Annotated in this window: 14 protein-coding genes; 8 read left to right on the top strand and 6 right to left on the bottom strand. The window is 72.9% G+C overall.

The features are described 5' to 3' along the window. Positions 1–91: 91 nt before the first annotated feature. The 6 genes from ACWEOZ_RS35790 (at position 92) to ACWEOZ_RS35765 (ending at position 6,113) form a co-directional block, all read left to right on the top strand. A complete protein-coding gene (locus ACWEOZ_RS35790; RefSeq protein WP_451915096.1) occupies positions 92–1,669 on the top strand; it encodes a phospholipase D family protein in 1,578 nt (525 codons plus the stop codon). Positions 1,670–1,739: 70 nt separating this feature from the next. Then, positions 1,740–3,047, top strand: a complete 1,308-nt coding sequence (locus ACWEOZ_RS35785; protein ID WP_451915095.1) for a sensor histidine kinase — start codon at positions 1,740–1,742, stop codon at positions 3,045–3,047. Beyond that, positions 3,035–3,688, top strand: a complete 654-nt coding sequence (locus ACWEOZ_RS35780; RefSeq protein WP_451915094.1) for a response regulator — start codon at positions 3,035–3,037, stop codon at positions 3,686–3,688. The genes ACWEOZ_RS35785 and ACWEOZ_RS35780 overlap by 13 nt, the downstream gene beginning before the upstream one ends. Positions 3,689–3,739: 51 nt before the next feature. Then, positions 3,740–4,525, top strand: a complete 786-nt coding sequence (locus ACWEOZ_RS35775; RefSeq protein WP_451915093.1) for an ABC transporter ATP-binding protein — start codon at positions 3,740–3,742, stop codon at positions 4,523–4,525. Beyond that, positions 4,522–5,283: an ABC transporter permease gene (locus ACWEOZ_RS35770; protein WP_451915092.1), complete on the top strand. Its 762-nt coding sequence runs from the start codon at positions 4,522–4,524 to the stop codon at positions 5,281–5,283. Before ACWEOZ_RS35775 ends, ACWEOZ_RS35770 begins: the two co-directional genes overlap by 4 nt. Before the next feature lie 14 nt (positions 5,284–5,297). Then, complete coding sequence (locus ACWEOZ_RS35765) at positions 5,298–6,113, top strand: MerR family transcriptional regulator (protein ID WP_451915091.1); 816 nt, start codon at positions 5,298–5,300, stop codon at positions 6,111–6,113. Here ACWEOZ_RS35765 and ACWEOZ_RS35760 read toward each other — a convergent pair. Together ACWEOZ_RS35760 and ACWEOZ_RS35755 are read right to left on the bottom strand one after the other, a co-directional pair. Continuing rightward, positions 6,049–7,173 (bottom strand): protein-L-isoaspartate O-methyltransferase family protein, encoded by a 1,125-nt coding sequence (locus ACWEOZ_RS35760; protein ID WP_451915090.1) that lies wholly within the window; start codon positions 7,171–7,173, stop codon positions 6,049–6,051. The genes ACWEOZ_RS35765 and ACWEOZ_RS35760 overlap by 65 nt on opposite strands. After that, entirely contained in the window at positions 7,166–8,341 is a 1,176-nt protein-coding gene (locus tag ACWEOZ_RS35755) for a phosphotransferase family protein (RefSeq protein ID WP_451915089.1), read from the bottom strand. The genes ACWEOZ_RS35760 and ACWEOZ_RS35755 overlap by 8 nt, the downstream gene beginning before the upstream one ends. Positions 8,342–8,439: 98 nt before the next feature. Between ACWEOZ_RS35755 and ACWEOZ_RS35750 the strand changes: the two genes are divergently transcribed. Continuing rightward, a complete protein-coding gene (locus tag ACWEOZ_RS35750) occupies positions 8,440–9,225 on the top strand; it encodes a transglutaminase-like domain-containing protein (RefSeq protein ID WP_451915088.1) in 786 nt (261 codons plus the stop codon). Positions 9,226–9,234: 9 nt separating this feature from the next. Here the strand turns inward: ACWEOZ_RS35750 and alc are convergent, their stop codons facing one another. Both alc and allB read right to left on the bottom strand, forming a co-directional pair. Further along, entirely contained in the window at positions 9,235–10,236 is a 1,002-nt protein-coding gene (gene alc / locus ACWEOZ_RS35745) for an allantoicase (RefSeq protein WP_451915087.1), read from the bottom strand. Beyond that, positions 10,236–11,549, bottom strand: coding sequence for an allantoinase AllB (allB, locus tag ACWEOZ_RS35740; RefSeq protein ID WP_451915086.1), 1,314 nt, complete (start codon positions 11,547–11,549; stop codon positions 10,236–10,238). Before allB ends, alc begins: the two co-directional genes overlap by 1 nt. 208 nt (positions 11,550–11,757) lie before the next feature. On the opposite strand from allB, the gene ACWEOZ_RS35735 reads away from it, so the two are divergent. Continuing rightward, positions 11,758–12,276 (top strand): hypothetical protein, encoded by a 519-nt coding sequence (locus ACWEOZ_RS35735; protein ID WP_451915085.1) that lies wholly within the window; start codon positions 11,758–11,760, stop codon positions 12,274–12,276. Positions 12,277–12,291: 15 nt separating this feature from the next. Here ACWEOZ_RS35735 and ACWEOZ_RS35730 read toward each other — a convergent pair whose 3' ends face one another. Both ACWEOZ_RS35730 and aceB read right to left on the bottom strand, forming a co-directional pair. Beyond that, positions 12,292–13,440, bottom strand: coding sequence for a DUF6986 family protein (locus tag ACWEOZ_RS35730; protein ID WP_451915084.1), 1,149 nt, complete (start codon positions 13,438–13,440; stop codon positions 12,292–12,294). Between the two features lie 2 nt (positions 13,441–13,442). Next, the gene (aceB, locus tag ACWEOZ_RS35725; protein ID WP_451915083.1) at positions 13,443–14,990 is read right to left on the bottom strand and encodes a malate synthase A; all 1,548 of its coding nucleotides are present in this window, start codon (positions 14,988–14,990) and stop codon (positions 13,443–13,445) included. Positions 14,991–15,013: the final 23 nt, after the last annotated feature.

The following is a 15,013-nucleotide window of genomic DNA, read 5'->3' as shown; positions in this document are numbered from 1 at the left end:
CCCATCTCACAGGGGGACGCGTGCTTCAGCGTGCGTTCGGCCGTCAAGGGGCCTACGGTGAGGGCGTCGTCGACCTCGGAAGGGCTGCCCCGTGCCACTGGAGGACTGGTTCCTGACCGCGGACGAGCGTGGCAACCCGGACTCCGACATACCCACCTGGTGCTCCGGAAACACCGCCGAACCGCTCATCCACGGAAGAACGTATTTCGACCGGCTGGTGAACGAGGTGGAAGCGCTGGGCGAAGGCGACCACCTGTTCTTCACCGACTGGCGGGGTGACCCGGACGAGCGGATGCGCGACGAGGGGCCGACCATCGCCGAGCTGTTCGCCGCTGCCGCCAAGCGCGGTGTCGTGGTCAAGGGCCTGCTCTGGCGCTCGCACGCCGACAAGCTGGCGTACAGCGAGGAGGAGAACCGCAGCCTCGGTGACGACATCGCGGCCGCGGGCGGCGAGGTGCTGCTCGACCAGCGGGTCCGCCGCGGCGGCTCGCACCACCAGAAGCTGGTGATCATCCGTCACCCCGGCGAGCCGGAGCGTGACATCGCCTTCGCCGGTGGCATCGACCTGTGCCACAGCCGGCGCGACGACGCCGACCACCACGGTGACCCGCAGCCGATCGCGATGGCCGGCGCGTACGGCAAGAACCCGCCCTGGCACGACGTGCAGCTCGCCCTGCGCGGCCCGGTGGTCGGCGCCCTGGATCTCACCTTCCGCGAGCGCTGGACCGACAAGGTGCCGCTGGACCAGCACGGCCCGATCTCCACGCTCGAGGACAAGCTGCGCGGCGCCGACCTGCACGCCGACGAGCTCCCGCCGCAGCCGCCGGATCCACCGGAGTGCGGTCCGTACGACATCCAGGTGTTGCGCACCTATCCGGCGATGCGCCCGCCCTACGGCTTCGCCCGGCTGGGTGAGCAGAGCATCGCCCGGGGGTACACGAAAGCCATCAAACGGGCCCGCCGGCTGATCTACCTCGAGGACCAGTACCTGTGGTCCAAGGAGGTCGCCCAGCTCTTCGCGGACGCGCTCAACGACAATGAGAATCTGCACCTGGTCGCGGTCGTGCCCCGGCACCCGGACGTGGACGGCCGGTTCGCCCTGCCGCCCAACCAGGTCGGCCGCGAGGAGGCCATCGAGCTCTGCCGCCGGGCCGCCCCGGACCGGGTGCACGTCTTCGACGCGGAGAACCACGCGGGCACCCCGGTCTACGTGCACGCCAAGGTCTGCGTGGTCGACGACGTCTGGGCCAGCACGGGCAGTGACAACTTCAACCGTCGCTCGTGGACCCACGACAGTGAGCTGTCGTGCGCGGTGCTGGACAACACCCGCGACGAGCGGGAGCCGCTGGATCCGGCCGGTCACGGTGAGGGCGCCCGCAAGTACGCGCGTGACCTGCGGCTCGCCCTCATGCGGGAGCACCTGGACCTTACCGACGACGAGGGGCTGATCGACCCGGACGACGCGGTGCGCACGATCAGCGCCGCCGCCGACGCGTTGCGGGAGTGGCATGCCAACGGTGCGCGGGGCCCGCGTCCCCCGGGCCGGCTGGTGCCCCATGAGACCGAGCGCCTGCCCTGGTGGCAGCGGGTGTGGGCCGTCCCGGCGTACAGGCTCATCTATGACCCGGACGGACGGCCGTGGCGGGCCCGCCGGGCCGGCACCTGGTAGGGCCAGGCATACCTGCGGTGTAGCCGTGGACGGCTGGGATCGACCCCGCGCCGGTCATTACCGTGACGCTGTGTCAACAATCGAGAATCCCTGGCAAGCCCTCCGCAGCCGTCGCTACCTGCTCTCGTCGGGCCCGTGGCGCGCGATCCTCTACGGACTGACCACCCTGCCGCTCGCCGGTGTCGTCGGCGCCGGGCTCGGCACGCTCATCCTGCCCTGGCTGGTCGCCGGGCTGCGGTTCAACGACGGCCGGGTGATCGACGGCCCGCTGTTGTTCGTGATGGTCAGCGCGCTGGCGATGTTCGCCGGGGCGGGCCCGCTGGTCGCGATCCCGCTCGCCGCCGTCGAGCGCGGCCGGCTGGCCCTGATCGACCAGCGGCCCGTGCAGTCGGCCCACCGGCCGCTGCGCACGGACCCGATCAGCTGGCTGCGGATCCGCTACACCGAGGCGGCCACCTGGCGGGAGGTCCTCTACGGCGCCTTCCTGGGCCTGATCGTCCCGGTCGTCTACGGCATGTACGCCTTCCTCGCCCTGATCGATTTCGCCTTCCTGGTGAGCCCGCTGTTCGCCGCGTCCGGCACGGACAACTGGCAGTTCGGGGTGTTCACGGTCAGCACCCTCGGTCAGGCGATCCCGCTCTCGATCGTCGGCCTGCTGCTGATCCCGGTCCTGATCTACCTGCTCGGTCTGATCGCCGCCGGTCAGGCCGCCACGGCGCGGGCACTGCTCGGCGACCGGGACGGCACCGCGTTGCGGGCGGTGGCGCAGTCGCGGGCCCGGCTGGTGGACGCGTTCGAGGCGGAGCGGCGGCGCATCGAGCGGGATCTGCACGACGGGGCCCAGCACCGGCTCACCAGCCTCACCCTGCAGCTGGGCATGGCCCGGCTGGACGTGCCCGCGGACTCGCCGGCCGCGGCGCCGCTGGCGCAGGCGCACGACGAGGCCAAGGAGCTGATGGTGGTGCTGCGGGAGCTGATCCACGGCATCCGGCCGCAGTCGCTGGCCGATCTGGGTCTGCCCGCGGCGCTACGGGAGCTGACCGTCCGCTCGCCGCTGCCGGTGACGGTGACGGTCGCGGAGGGTCTGCGACGCCCGGCCCCGCACCTGGAGAGCACTGCCTACTTCGCGGCCTCGGAAGCCCTGGCCAACGTGGTGAAGCACGCCGCGGCGAGCCGCGCCGACCTGCTGCTCGCGCAGGCGGGCGACATGCTGGTCCTGGAGGTACGCGACGACGGGCACGGTGGCGCCGACCCGGCGCACGGCACCGGGCTGACCGGGCTCGCGGACCGGGTGGCCGCTGTCGGCGGCCGCCTGCTGCTGGCCAGTCCCGCGGGTGGCCCTACCCTGGTCCGGGTGGAGCTTCCGTGGCAGAGCTGATCCGGGTGGTGCTGGCCGAGGACGGTGTGCTGCTGCGCGAGGGCCTGGTCGGGGTGCTGTCCCGCTTCGGCTGCGCGGTGGTGGCGGCGGTCGGTGACGGCCCCGCGCTGCTCGCGGCGGCCGCCGAGCACCGGCCCGACCTGGTGATCACCGACATCCGGATGCCACCGACCTTCACCGACGAGGGCCTGCAGGCGGCGGTCACCCTGCGCCGGGAGCAGCCGGGCCTGGCGGTCGTCGTGCTGAGCCAGTACGTGCAGGAGGAGTATGCGGCCGCGCTGCTGGACACCGGCGACGGCCGGCGGGTCGGTTACCTGCTCAAGGACCGCATCGTCGACGTGCAGGAATTCGCCACCTCGCTGCGGACGGTGGTCGGCGGCGGCACGGTGGTCGATCCCGAGGTCGTCCGCCGGTTGCTGCGCCGGCCCAAGGATCCGCTGGCCGCACTGTCCCCCCGCGAGCGGGAGGTGCTTGGGCTGGTCGCCGAGGGCCACTCGAACTCGGCGATAGCGGCCCGGCTGTTCGTGACCGAGGCGGCCGTCGGCAAGCACGTGGGCAGCATCCTGGCCAAACTGGACCTGCCGCCGGCCGAGGACACCAACCGCCGGGTACTGGCCGTCCTGGCCTATCTGCGGGCCTGATCGCCGAGACGCTTGACCCTGACGCTGCGTCAACCCTGGACGCTGGGTGCCATGAGCACCTCACCCATGGACGAACCCGCGATCCAGCTGCGGGGCCTGGAGAAGTCGTACAAGGAGCTGCGCGTGCTGCGCGGCGTGGACCTGGACGTGGCCCGGGGCAGCATCTTCGCCCTGCTCGGCTCGAACGGGGCCGGCAAGACCACGGTGGTGCGGATCCTCTCCACCCTGCTCAAGGCCGACGCCGGCAGCGCGACGGTCAACGGGTTCGACGTCGCGACCCGGGGCGCCGACGTCCGTCAGTCGATCAGCCTGACCGGGCAGTTCGCGGCGGTCGACGAGATCCTCACCGGGCGGGAGAACCTGATCATGGTGGCCCGGCTGCGGCATCTGAAGAACGCGGGCGCGATCGCGGACGAACTGCTGAGCCGGTTCTCGCTGACCGAGGCGGGCGCCCGGCGGGTGGGCACGTACTCCGGGGGCATGCGCCGCCGGCTGGACATCGCGATGAGCCTGATCGGGGATCCGCCGGTGATCTTCCTCGACGAGCCGACCACCGGGCTGGACCCGCAGGCCCGCCTCGAGGTGTGGCAGGCCGTCCGCGAGCTCGCCGAGGGCGGCACGACCGTGCTGCTCACCACCCAGTACCTCGACGAGGCCGAGCAGCTCGCCGACCGGATCGCGATCCTGCACGAGGGCCGGATCATCGTGGACGGCACGCTCGACGAGCTCAAGCGGCTGCTGCCGCCGGCCGAGGTCGAGTACGTCGAGAAGCAGCCCACGCTCGAGGACGTCTTCCTCACTCTGGTCGGCACCGCCACGAAGGGCGAGCAGCGATGAACAAGCATTTCCTCGGCGACACCGCCGTCCTGCTGGGCCGTTCGCTGCGCCACATCGTGCGCAGCCCCGACACGATCATCACCACGGTGATCACGCCGATCGCCATGCTGCTGCTGTTCGTCTACGTCCTCGGCGGCGCGATCCGGACCGGCACCGCCTCGTACGTGAACTACCTGGTGCCCGGCATCCTGATCATCACGATCGCCTCGGGCATCTCCTACACCGCGTACCGGTTGTTCCTGGACCTGCAGAGCGGCATCTTCGAGCGGTTCCAGTCGATGCCGATCGCCCGGGCGTCCGTGCTGTGGGCCCACGTCCTGACCTCGCTGGTGGCCAACCTGGTCTCGCTCGTGGTGGTCCTGCTGGTCGCCCTGGTGATGGGCTTCCGCTCGGGTACGGGTGTGCTGGGCTGGCTGGCGGTCGCCGGCATCCTCGTGCTGTTCACCCTGGCGCTGACCTGGCTCGCCGTGATCCCCGGCCTCACCGCGAGCTCCGTGGACGGCGCCAGCGGGTTCGCCTACCCGCTGATCTTCCTGCCGTTCATCAGCTCGGCCTTCGTGCCCACCGAGTCCATGCCGGGCCCGGTACGCGCCTTCGCCGAGCACCAGCCGGTGACCTCGATCGTCAACACGCTCCGGGCGCTGTTCACCGAGCAGCCGGTGGGCTCCGGCATCTGGACGGCCCTGGCCTGGTGCACCGGCATCCTGGTCGTGACCGTGGCCCTGGCGATGCGCACCTACCGCCGCCGGATCAGCTGAGCGAGGATCGGAGCATGCTCACGATCGGCCAGCTGGCGGCGTACGCCGGCGTCACGGTGCGGGCGGTGCGGCACTATCACCAGATCGGGCTGCTGCCCGAGCCGGAGCGGGACGCGTCGGGGTATCGCCGCTACGGCGCCTCGGCTGTCGTGGCCCTCATCAAGATCCGCACCGTCGCCGACGCCGGCGTACCGCTGTCCCAGATCGGTCTGATGCTGCAGGCCGACGCCGACACCCTGGCCGAGGCCGTCGAGAAGATCGACAACGACCTGCGGGAGGAGATCGAACGGCTGGAGCGCAGCCGTAAGCGGATCGCGCAGCTCGCGGCCGGGGACAGCCTGGTGCTGCCGTCGGACGTGAGCTGCTACCTCGACCGCCTCCGCGAGATCGGGGTGTCCCAGCGGATGCTGGAGGGTGAGCGGGACGGGTGGATCCTGATCGCCGCCCGGTGGCCCGAGTACATCCCGGGGGCCATCACCGCGAAGCTGGCCGACCTGGAGAATCCGCAGTTCGTCCGGCTCTACCGGGTGCTGTCGGAGGTCGCGGACGGCGATCCCGCCGACGAGTCACGGCTGCCGGAGATCGCCGACATCATGGCCGGGCTGCTGGACCGGGCGTACGCTGCCGGCGAGGGTGACCTCGGCGAGACCTGGAAGGACGAGGTGCCGTTCGAACTGATCGACAACCTGGCCGCCGAGACCGATCCGCGGGTGCCACGACTGGTGGAGCTGATGCGCGAGCGGGGCTGGGACGGCTGGACCCGGCTCAAGCGGACGGACCAGGGCCGGCCGGTGCGGGGCGCAATGACCAGGCCGCCGGAGCCCAGATAGGCGCCTGCGGGTCACCGGTCAGCTGGAGGGTGATCTGCCACGCGCGCATCGACGGCCGGCCCGCCGCTTCCCAGCGGTCGATGATCGCGACCGCCTGCTCGGCGTACTCGGTCGCCTGGTCTCCCCCGGCCAGCACCGTGCCGTCCGGCAGGATCGCCGCGCCGCCGGTGCCCGGCTCGTCGAGCAGGACCACGCCGCTGACGTCCCGGTCGGGCAGCGCCGCGTGGGTGGCCCGGCTGCTCCACACGCCGGCCGCGTACCAGAGGTCGCGGTAGCCGTAGGAGCCCAGCGGCGGATCCCAGCGCGGTGCTGCGAACGGCGCGAACGCGGTCAGCGCGCCGGTCGGCACCGGATGCGGATGGGAGCGCGGATGGGTGGCGGTCAGCGGGCCGGCGGCGCTCATGAACCCGGACGGGCAGATCACCGTCGCGGTGACCGGGCCCTCCGCGGATCCGTGGACCGCCAGCACCGGGTGCGTGCCGGCGTGCTCGACGGGCACGACGATCGGGCCCGGCCGGGTCTGGGCCAGCCACTGCGGCGAGACCCCGGCGACCCCGACGGTCACGATCGCCCGGTCGAAGGTCTCGCCCGGCGCGCCCGCGTAGCCGTCACCGGTGAGCACCCGTACGCCCTCGACGCCGGCTCCGGCCAGCGCGGCCCGGGCCCGTTCCGCCACGTCGGCCTGCACGTCCACGCTGGTGACCCGGGCGCCCAGCGCCGCCAGCAGCGCGGCGTTGTAGCCGGTGCCCGCGCCGATCTCCAGCACCCGGGCGCCGGGCTGCACCTCGAGGCCCTCCAGCATGATCGCCATCAGCGACGGCTGGCTGGACGAGCTGACCGCCACCCGGCCGTCGACCTTGGTGACCAGCACGTCGTCGCGGTAGACGGCGTCGCGGAAACCCGCCGTGCCGGGCCGGGCCCAGGACCCGTCGCGGCGCTGGAAGCCCTCGGCGACGAACCGCTCCCGTGGCACCGCGGCGAACGCGGCGGCCAGCTCGGGAGTCAGCGGGGCGCCGTTGCGACGGAGCTGCTCCACGAAGCGTCGCCGCAGGTCAGTCACCCCACCACCGTACGGCCGCGGCGGCCGCGGCGCTCAGTCGCGCCGGCACGTCGGCCCGGTGGTACGGCCACTCGGCGGGCTCGATCCGGTCCAGGAACTCGGCGTACAACGCGGCGGAACGCAGCTCGGCGACCGGCCTGATCAGGTCGAGGGCCCGCTCGGGGTCGGCGCCGGGCACATCCGTCCGCCACCGCTGAGCCCACTGCTGCAGCACCTTGCCGGGCTCCTCCAGCCCCTCGCAGAGCCGCAGGATGTCGTACGCCGGATGGGCGACCGTGGAGTCACCCCAGTCGACGATCACCCGGGACTCCCCGTCGGCGCGCACGTTGCCGGGATGCAGATCGCCGTGCACCAGCGTGTCGGGCAGTCCGCAGGCCTCGATCGCGGCGATCCGCCCGGGCAGCGCGTCCAGCACCGCCGCCAGGCCGTCGATCTCGTCCAGGAACGGCTCGGCCACCCGGGCCAGCCGGTCGATGTCGAAGCGCCGGTCGGGCACGCCGGCCGCCAGCAGCTCGTCGATCCGGCCGGCGAAGTGCACCTGGGCCGGGTGCCAGTCGGCGGCGACCTCCGCGCAGAGGTCCTCGCCGGCGTCGTACCGGTCCTCGCCGGGCACGTGGGCGAGCAGCATCCGGCCCGGGGCGCCGGACGCCAGGACGGTGGGCACCAGCCCGGGCGCGAAGCCGGCCAGCAACGCCAGCACGGCCGGCTCGTGCGCGAACATCCGCGGCACCTGCTTGAGCCAGGCCACCGGGGTGCCGGCGGCGTCGAAGTGGCAGATCATGGACAGGTTCCAGGTGCGCTGTTGCACGGTGGTGACATCGTCGCGGCCGAGCGCGGCCAGTGCCCAGGCCACCGAGGCGGCCGGGCCGCCGGGTACGGCGTACGGGGCGCGCAGCGGGTGCGGGGCCAGGTCGACGTCGGCCGGCGCGAGCGGCACGCGGGGCGGCTCGAAGACCTGGGCCAGGTAGGTCACGTGGCCGCCGGGCTGGGCCGGGCGGTCGGCCGTGAGCAGCCGCAGCACGTGCACGTCGAGGCCGTGCCGCTCCCGGGTGGCGGCGACCACGTCGGCGGCCTCGGGCCACCACGGCAGCTCCACCTCGACCGGTGGCAGGGCGCCGAGCAGCGCACCGGCGGCATCGACGAGGACGAGAGTCACGGTTCGGCCCATGCCGGGACGGTAGCGGCCGGGCCGGGATCGGGCGACCGCGTTTCCGCCGCCCCGCGCCGTAATCCGGACGACATCCGGATCCGGCTACCGTGACGTCCGTGAACAACTCCCAGGTCGGTGCCACGCTCGTCTTCGACGTCAGCGAGGCCGCCGAGATCGTCCTGCTGATCGCCGCCGCGGACCCGGTGTCGGAGTCCCTGTCACTGTCCAGCGACGGCCGCAGCCTGGAGGCGGTGGAGCTGCCCGGTCGCCAGCACTACGTCCGGGCCCCCCAGGGCCGGCTCACCGTCACGTACGCGGCGGAGGTGGCCGTCGCCCGGCCGGTCCCGGCGGACGTCACCGAGCTGGACCGGATCGTCGCGTTCCGGCCCAGCCGGTACTGCCCGTCGGACAGGATGGCCGGCTTCGCGGGCACGCTGTTCAGCGGCCTGCCGGACGCCACCGCGACCGTCCGGGCGATCCGCGACTGGGTGCACGACCACCTCAGTTACGAGGCGGGCAGCAGCGGGCCCAGCACCGACGCGGCGGACACGCTGCTCGACGGCCGGGGCGTCTGCCGCGACTACGCCCACCTGATGACCACGCTGTGCCGGGCCATGAACGTGCCGGCCCGGGTCGCGGCGGTCTACGCGCCGGGACTGTCCCCGATGGACTTCCACCTGGTGGTCGAGACCGCGTTGGACGGCCGGTGGCAGGTCTGGGACGCGACCGGGCTCGCGCCCCGGCCCAGCCTGATCCGCATCGCGACCGGCCGGGACGCGGCCGACACCGCGCTGGCCACGACCCTGTCCGGCCGGCTGACGATGCCGGAGCTGATCATCACCGCGGTGGCCGGCGGCGACCTGCCGCTGGACGACCACACCGGCCCGGTCGAGCTGACCTAGGGCGCAGACCTACGTCACGGCCTCGAAGCGGGCGCGCAGGACGGCGCCGTCCGGGCGGCCGTGCAGGCGCAGCCGGGCCATGCCGCCGTCCGGGAAGATGTCCAGCCGCACGTGGGTGGCGACCGGGACCACCGACACCCCGAAGCGGTGCCGGGTGTCCGGGGACAGCCGCACCTGCGGCAGCAGATCGAACCAGTCGGTCGGGTCGTCGAGCAGCCCGGTGCGGGCGTCGATGCCGCGCAGGGTGGCGCTGCCCGGCGCGTTGCCCTTGAAATGGCTGGTGTCCAGCTCGGCCAGCTCGATCACCGACGGCACGGCCAGCTGCACCAGCACCCAGTCGTTGCCGTCGTCGCGGCGGCGGGAGGTCTCCCAGCCGTCGCCCATGGACCGGGCCAGGCCCGGATAGATCATGTTCTGCGGGTGGCCGTAGAACATGTTGCTGCAGCCGGCGATGCGGGCGCCGTACTCGGCCGCGGCCACGTCGAAGACGCTCGGCAGCAGCCGCGGGTCGGGCACGACCTCGCCGTGCACCCGCAGCCGGGCCACCCCGCCGTCGGGGTAGATGTTCAGCCGGATGTGGGTGTAACGCTGGCTGGAGTCGACCGGGAACAGGTTCTGGCTGTCCCCGACCAGCGGCGAGCGCGGCACCAGCGGCACCCAGTGGGCCTCGGCCAGCTGGACCGGATCCGGATAGCCCTCCAGCGCCGCGCCCTCGACCGACGCGTGCGGCGGGTAGTTGCCGGTGAAGAAGGCGGTGTCGATGTCGACGCCGTGCACGATGCCGGGCGCGCCGAGCCGGATGATCGCGGTGTCGTGCCCGGGCTCGCGCCGGCGCCGGGTCTCCCAGCCGTCGTACACCTGGCCCTTGTGCCCGAAGGTCCGCGGCGCGAAGACCGGCCGGGCCGGCTCGACGAGATGGTCGGCGGCGGCGAAGAACTCGTCGTTGGCGAACACCACCCCGCCGCCGAAGGTGCGCGACGCCAGGTCGGGCAGCAGCGTGAACTCCTCCATCAGGAACCCTCCCGGGTCAGGAAGACGCCGCGGGGGGCGTCGCCGGTCACGGTCCGTCCGCGCAGCCAGGTCGTGCGGACCACCCCGGTCAGGACCTGGCCCGCGTACGGCGTGACGGGGTTGCGGTGGTGCAGCCGTACGGGATCGACGGTGAAGTCCGCGGCCGGGTCGAAGGCGACCAGGTCGGCGTCCGCGCCCACGGTGATCCGGCCCTTGCCGGTGAGCCCGACCAGGTCGGCGGGGCGCCGGGCCATCCAGCTCACCACGTCGGCCAGGGAGTGTCCCCGGGCGCGGGCGGCTGTCCAGACGACCGGCAGGCCGAGCTGCACCGACGCGATGCCGCCCCAGGCGGCCGCGAAGTCGCCGGTGTCGCGCCGCTTGAGCTCGGGCGTGCACGGCGAGTGGTCGCTGACCACGCAGGTGATCAGGCCGTCGGCGAGCGCGGCCCAGAGCCGGTCGGCGTTGGCGGCGTCGCGGATGGGCGGGCAGCACTTGAACTCGGTGGCGCCGGCCGGGATCCCGGCGGCGTCCAGGGTCAGGTAGTGCGGGCAGGTCTCGGCGGTGACCCGCAGGCCGTCCGCCTTGGCCCGGGCGATGAGCGGCAGGGCGCTCGCGGCGGACAGGTGCAGGATGTGCACGCGCCTGCCGGTGGCGCGGGCGGCCTCGATCGCGGTGGCGACGGCGGCGTGCTCGGCGTCGGGCGGCCGGGAGGCCAGGAAATCCGCGTACGCCGGGGAGGACACGGCGGCGTGCAGGTGGTCGGGGTCCTCGGCGTGCACCACGAACTGGGCGTCGACCGCGCGCAGGGCCTCGCCGAGCTGGTCGGGGCTCAGCGGCGGGAACTCGGGCACGCCGGAGTCGGCCAGGAAGGCCTTGAAGCCGTACACCCCGGCGGCGTGCAGGGCGGGCAGCGCGCCGGCGTTGCCCGGGATCGCACCGCCCCAGAAACCGACGTCCACGTGGATCTGACCGCGGGCGGCGTCCTGCTTGACGGCCAGGGCGCCGGCGTCGACGGTGGGCGGCAGGCTGTTGAGCGGCATGTCCACGATGGCGGTGACCCCGCCGGCGGCAGCGGCCCGGGTGGCGGTGGCGAAGCCCTCCCATTCGGTGCGGCCGGGCTCGTTGACGTGCACGTGGGTGTCGACCAGGCCGGGCAGCAGCGCGAGCTCGCCCAGGTCCACGTCCTCGGCGGCCTCGAGCACGGCGGCGTAGTCGTCCACGGCGACGATCCGGCCCCCGGCGACCGAGACCGCGGCGGGCTGCTCGCTGTCACCGACGACGGCACGACGGGACCGCACCACCAGATCGACCATGGGCCGAGCCTAACCGCCAACTGTTGCCACACGGCTACGTCGGGTGAAGCCGAGCCACAAGATCACGATCCGGTGTCCGGTTCCCGACCCGGTGGATCATCGGGGCTGAGCGGAGCGCCGGGGGCCGGTATAAAGATCGCGCAGCGGGCGCAGCTCCCGACGCATCACCCGAGGGGGACGTGGAGTGCCGACCGTGCCGACCCGCCGCATGACCTCACGCAAGGTGGCCCTGACGGCCGCGTTCCTCGCCCTGGCCGCGGGCGGCACCGCCGCCTGCGACAACACCTACGACGACTCCGACGACGCGACCTACACCTATGACGGCTACGACGCGGGCCCGGGCTCGGGGACGGACGCGGTGGCGGACACCGGCGAGGTGGACGACGAGGACGAGAGCTACGACGAGGAAGAGGAAGAGGATCAGGAACCGGTCGACGAGGTGTTCTACTGCGCCGACGAGGACGGCGAGATCGTCGACGAGGACAACTGCGCCGACGCCGACGAGACCTCGTCGTTCTTCCTGTACCACTCGTCCACCTACGCCCGGGGCCTCAAGCCGGGCACCTACCTCGACGGCGGCGACTCCTTCTCGGCCGGCGACCGGGCGGCCCGGCGCGCGTTCAAGCTGCCCTCCACCGGCAAGGTCGGCAACGGCACCGTCAAGACCAACGTCGTCGGCCGCGGCAGCACCGGCTCCGGGCTGTCCAGCGGCACCTCGGGCGGCTGAGCCCCGATCCGCCGCTCAGAGCAGGGCGGTCAGCTCCTCCCGGGTGAAGCCCGCGTCGTCCAGGGCCCCGCAGTCCAGCCCGCGCAGCAGATAGCCGGCCAGCGCCCGGGCCGTGGCCGGCTCGTCGAGGATGCCGCCCGACTGCCGGTCCAGGTAGCGGCGCAGGCGGATCGAGGCCGCATCGACCCCGTCGGCGAAGAAGGCGTAGGTGGCCGCGAAGCGGGTCGGCAGCTGCGCCGGGTGCAGATCCCAGCCCTGGTAGAAGCCGCGTTCCAGGGAGCGGCGGACCAGGCGGTGGTGCAGCGCCCAGGCGTCGTGGACGGCCACGTCCGAGCCGACCGGGAGGATGTTCGTCGAGCCGTCGGAGAGCCGTACGCCGGTGCCGGCCGCCGCCGCCTGGATGACCGCCTTGGCGTAGTCGGCGACCGGATGGTCCATCGCCTGGTACGCCGCCGCCACTCCGGCCGCCGCGCTGTAGTCGTACGTGCCGTAGTGCAGGCCCGTGCACCGGCCGCCGGCCACGGTGATGAGGCGGGCCACGGTCGCTGTGCCGTCCGCACCGAGCACCGCTGACGGCAGCTCGATCTGGATCTCGAACGTCAGCGTGCCGGCGGCCAGGCCGTACCCGCGTTCCAGCGTCTCGCACAGCGCGACCATCGCGGTGACCTGGTCCGGGCCGCTCACCTTGGGCAGGGTCACCGTGAACCGCTCCTGGTGCAGCGACAGGAACAGGTCCAGGGTGCGCAGCGAGCGGTGCCGGGTGGCCGCCTCCAGCGACTTGATCCTGATCCCGACGAACGGCGGCCGTGGTCCGGCGGCCAGCACGGCCACAGCCGCCTTGACCGCCGCGTCCTCCTGGTCGTCGTCCCGGACGCCGTAGCCGTCCTCGAAGTCGATCCGCAGGTCCTCGATCGGCTCGGTGGCCAGCTTGGCCCGGACCCGGTCGGCCAGCGCGGCCGGGAACGGCAGCGGCGGGCAGTCGTCCAGCGCCGCCAGCGCCTGGGCGCCCCACTGCCGGAAGCCGCCGATCCGGTCGGCCGGGATGTATACCGTGTGCACCGGCTGCCGCCCGGTCCGCTCCCCCGGATACCGCGCGGCGAGGAACCTGTCGTGGGCGGCGAGCCGGTCGTCCAGGGCGGCGTAGTCGTCGTCGCTGAGCCGCATCGTCAGTCGATCGAGTCGTAGGCGGCCGTCGTCAGGAAGTCCGCGAAGTCGTCGGCCAGGGCGACCCGCTCGAAGAGCTTGCGGGCGTCGTCGAAGCGGCTGCCCGCCCAGGCCTGGTCACCCAGCGCCGCGCGGATCTCGGCCAGCTCCTCGTCCTCGATCCGCCCGACCAGCTCGGCCGTGATCGTGGTGCCGTCGTCGAGGCGTACCCCGTTGTGGATCCACTGCCAGACCTGGGAGCGGGAGATCTCCGCGGTGGCCGCGTCCTCCATCAGGTTGTTGATCGCGACCGCGCCGTTGCCGCGCAGCCAGGCCTCCAGGTACTGCAGGGCGACCGAGACGTTGCCGCGCAGGCCCGCCTCCGTCACCGCGCCGCCGGTGGCCGCCACGTCGAGCAGCTGCGCCGCGTCCACGCTGACCTCGTCGCGCCGGCGGTCGAGCTGGTTGGGCCGGTCGCCGAGCACCCGGTCGAAGATCTCCCGGCAGACCGGCACGAGGTCGGGGTGGGCGACCCAGGAGCCGTCGAAGCCGTCGGCGGCCTCGCGTTCCTTGTCCTCACGGACCTTGGCCAGGGCGACCTCGTTGACCGCCGGGTCGCGGCGGCTGGGGATGAAGGCGGCCATGCCACCCATCGCGAAGGCACCACGCCGGTGGCAGGTCGAGACCAGCAGCTCCGTGTACGCCCGCATGAACGGCGCGGTCATCGTCACCGCGGCCCGGTCGGGCAGCACCATCGCCGGGTTGTCCCGGAAGTACTTGATGATGCTGAACAGGTAGTCCCAGCGGCCGGCGTTGAGGCCGGAGATGTGCGGGCGCAAGGCGTGCAGGATCTCGTCCATCTCGAACGCGGCCGGGATGGTCTCGATCAGCACGGTGGCCCGGATGGTGCCGACCGGGATGCCCAGCGCCTCCTGGGCGTACGTGAACACGTCGTTCCAGAGCGCCGCCTCTTTGTGGGACTCCATCTTGGGCAGGTAGAAGTACGGCCCGCTGCCCCGGCTGAGCAGCTCGGCGGCGTTGTGGAAGAAGTAGAGCCCGAAGTCGACCAGCGCCCCGACGGCCGGCTCCCCGTCCACCGGCAGGTGCCGCTCGTCCAGGTGCCAGCCGCGCGGCCGCATCACGATGGTCGGGTACGGCCCGTCGCCCAGCTCATAGGTCTTCTTGTCCGTCTCCAGCCGGATCGTGCGCCGGATCGCGTCGGACAGGTTCTGCTGGCCGTCGACCACGTTCGACCAGTGCGGGGTGTTGGCGTCCTCCAGGTCGGCCAGCCACACCTTGGCCCCGGAGTTGAGGGCGTTGATGGTCATCTTGCGCTCGGTCGGCCCGGTGATCTCGACCCGCCGGTCGGTGAGGTCGGAGGGCGCGGCCGGCACCGTCCAGTCGCCCGCGCGCACGTCGGCCGTCTCGGCCAGGAAGCCCAGGCTGCCACCGGCGGCGATCTCGGCGCGCCGGGCGGCCCGGGCGGCCAGCAACTCGTTGCGCCGCGGGCGGAAACGCCGGTTCAGGTCAGCTACGAACGCCACGGCCTCGTCGGACAGAATCTCGGTCACGGTCGGCGACTCCCCTCACTGCG

The sequence above is a fragment of the Actinoplanes sp. NPDC004185 genome (assembly GCF_053603475.1).
Note: the sequence above shows the minus strand (reverse complement) of the source record. Positions and strands in the feature narration are given on the sequence as shown.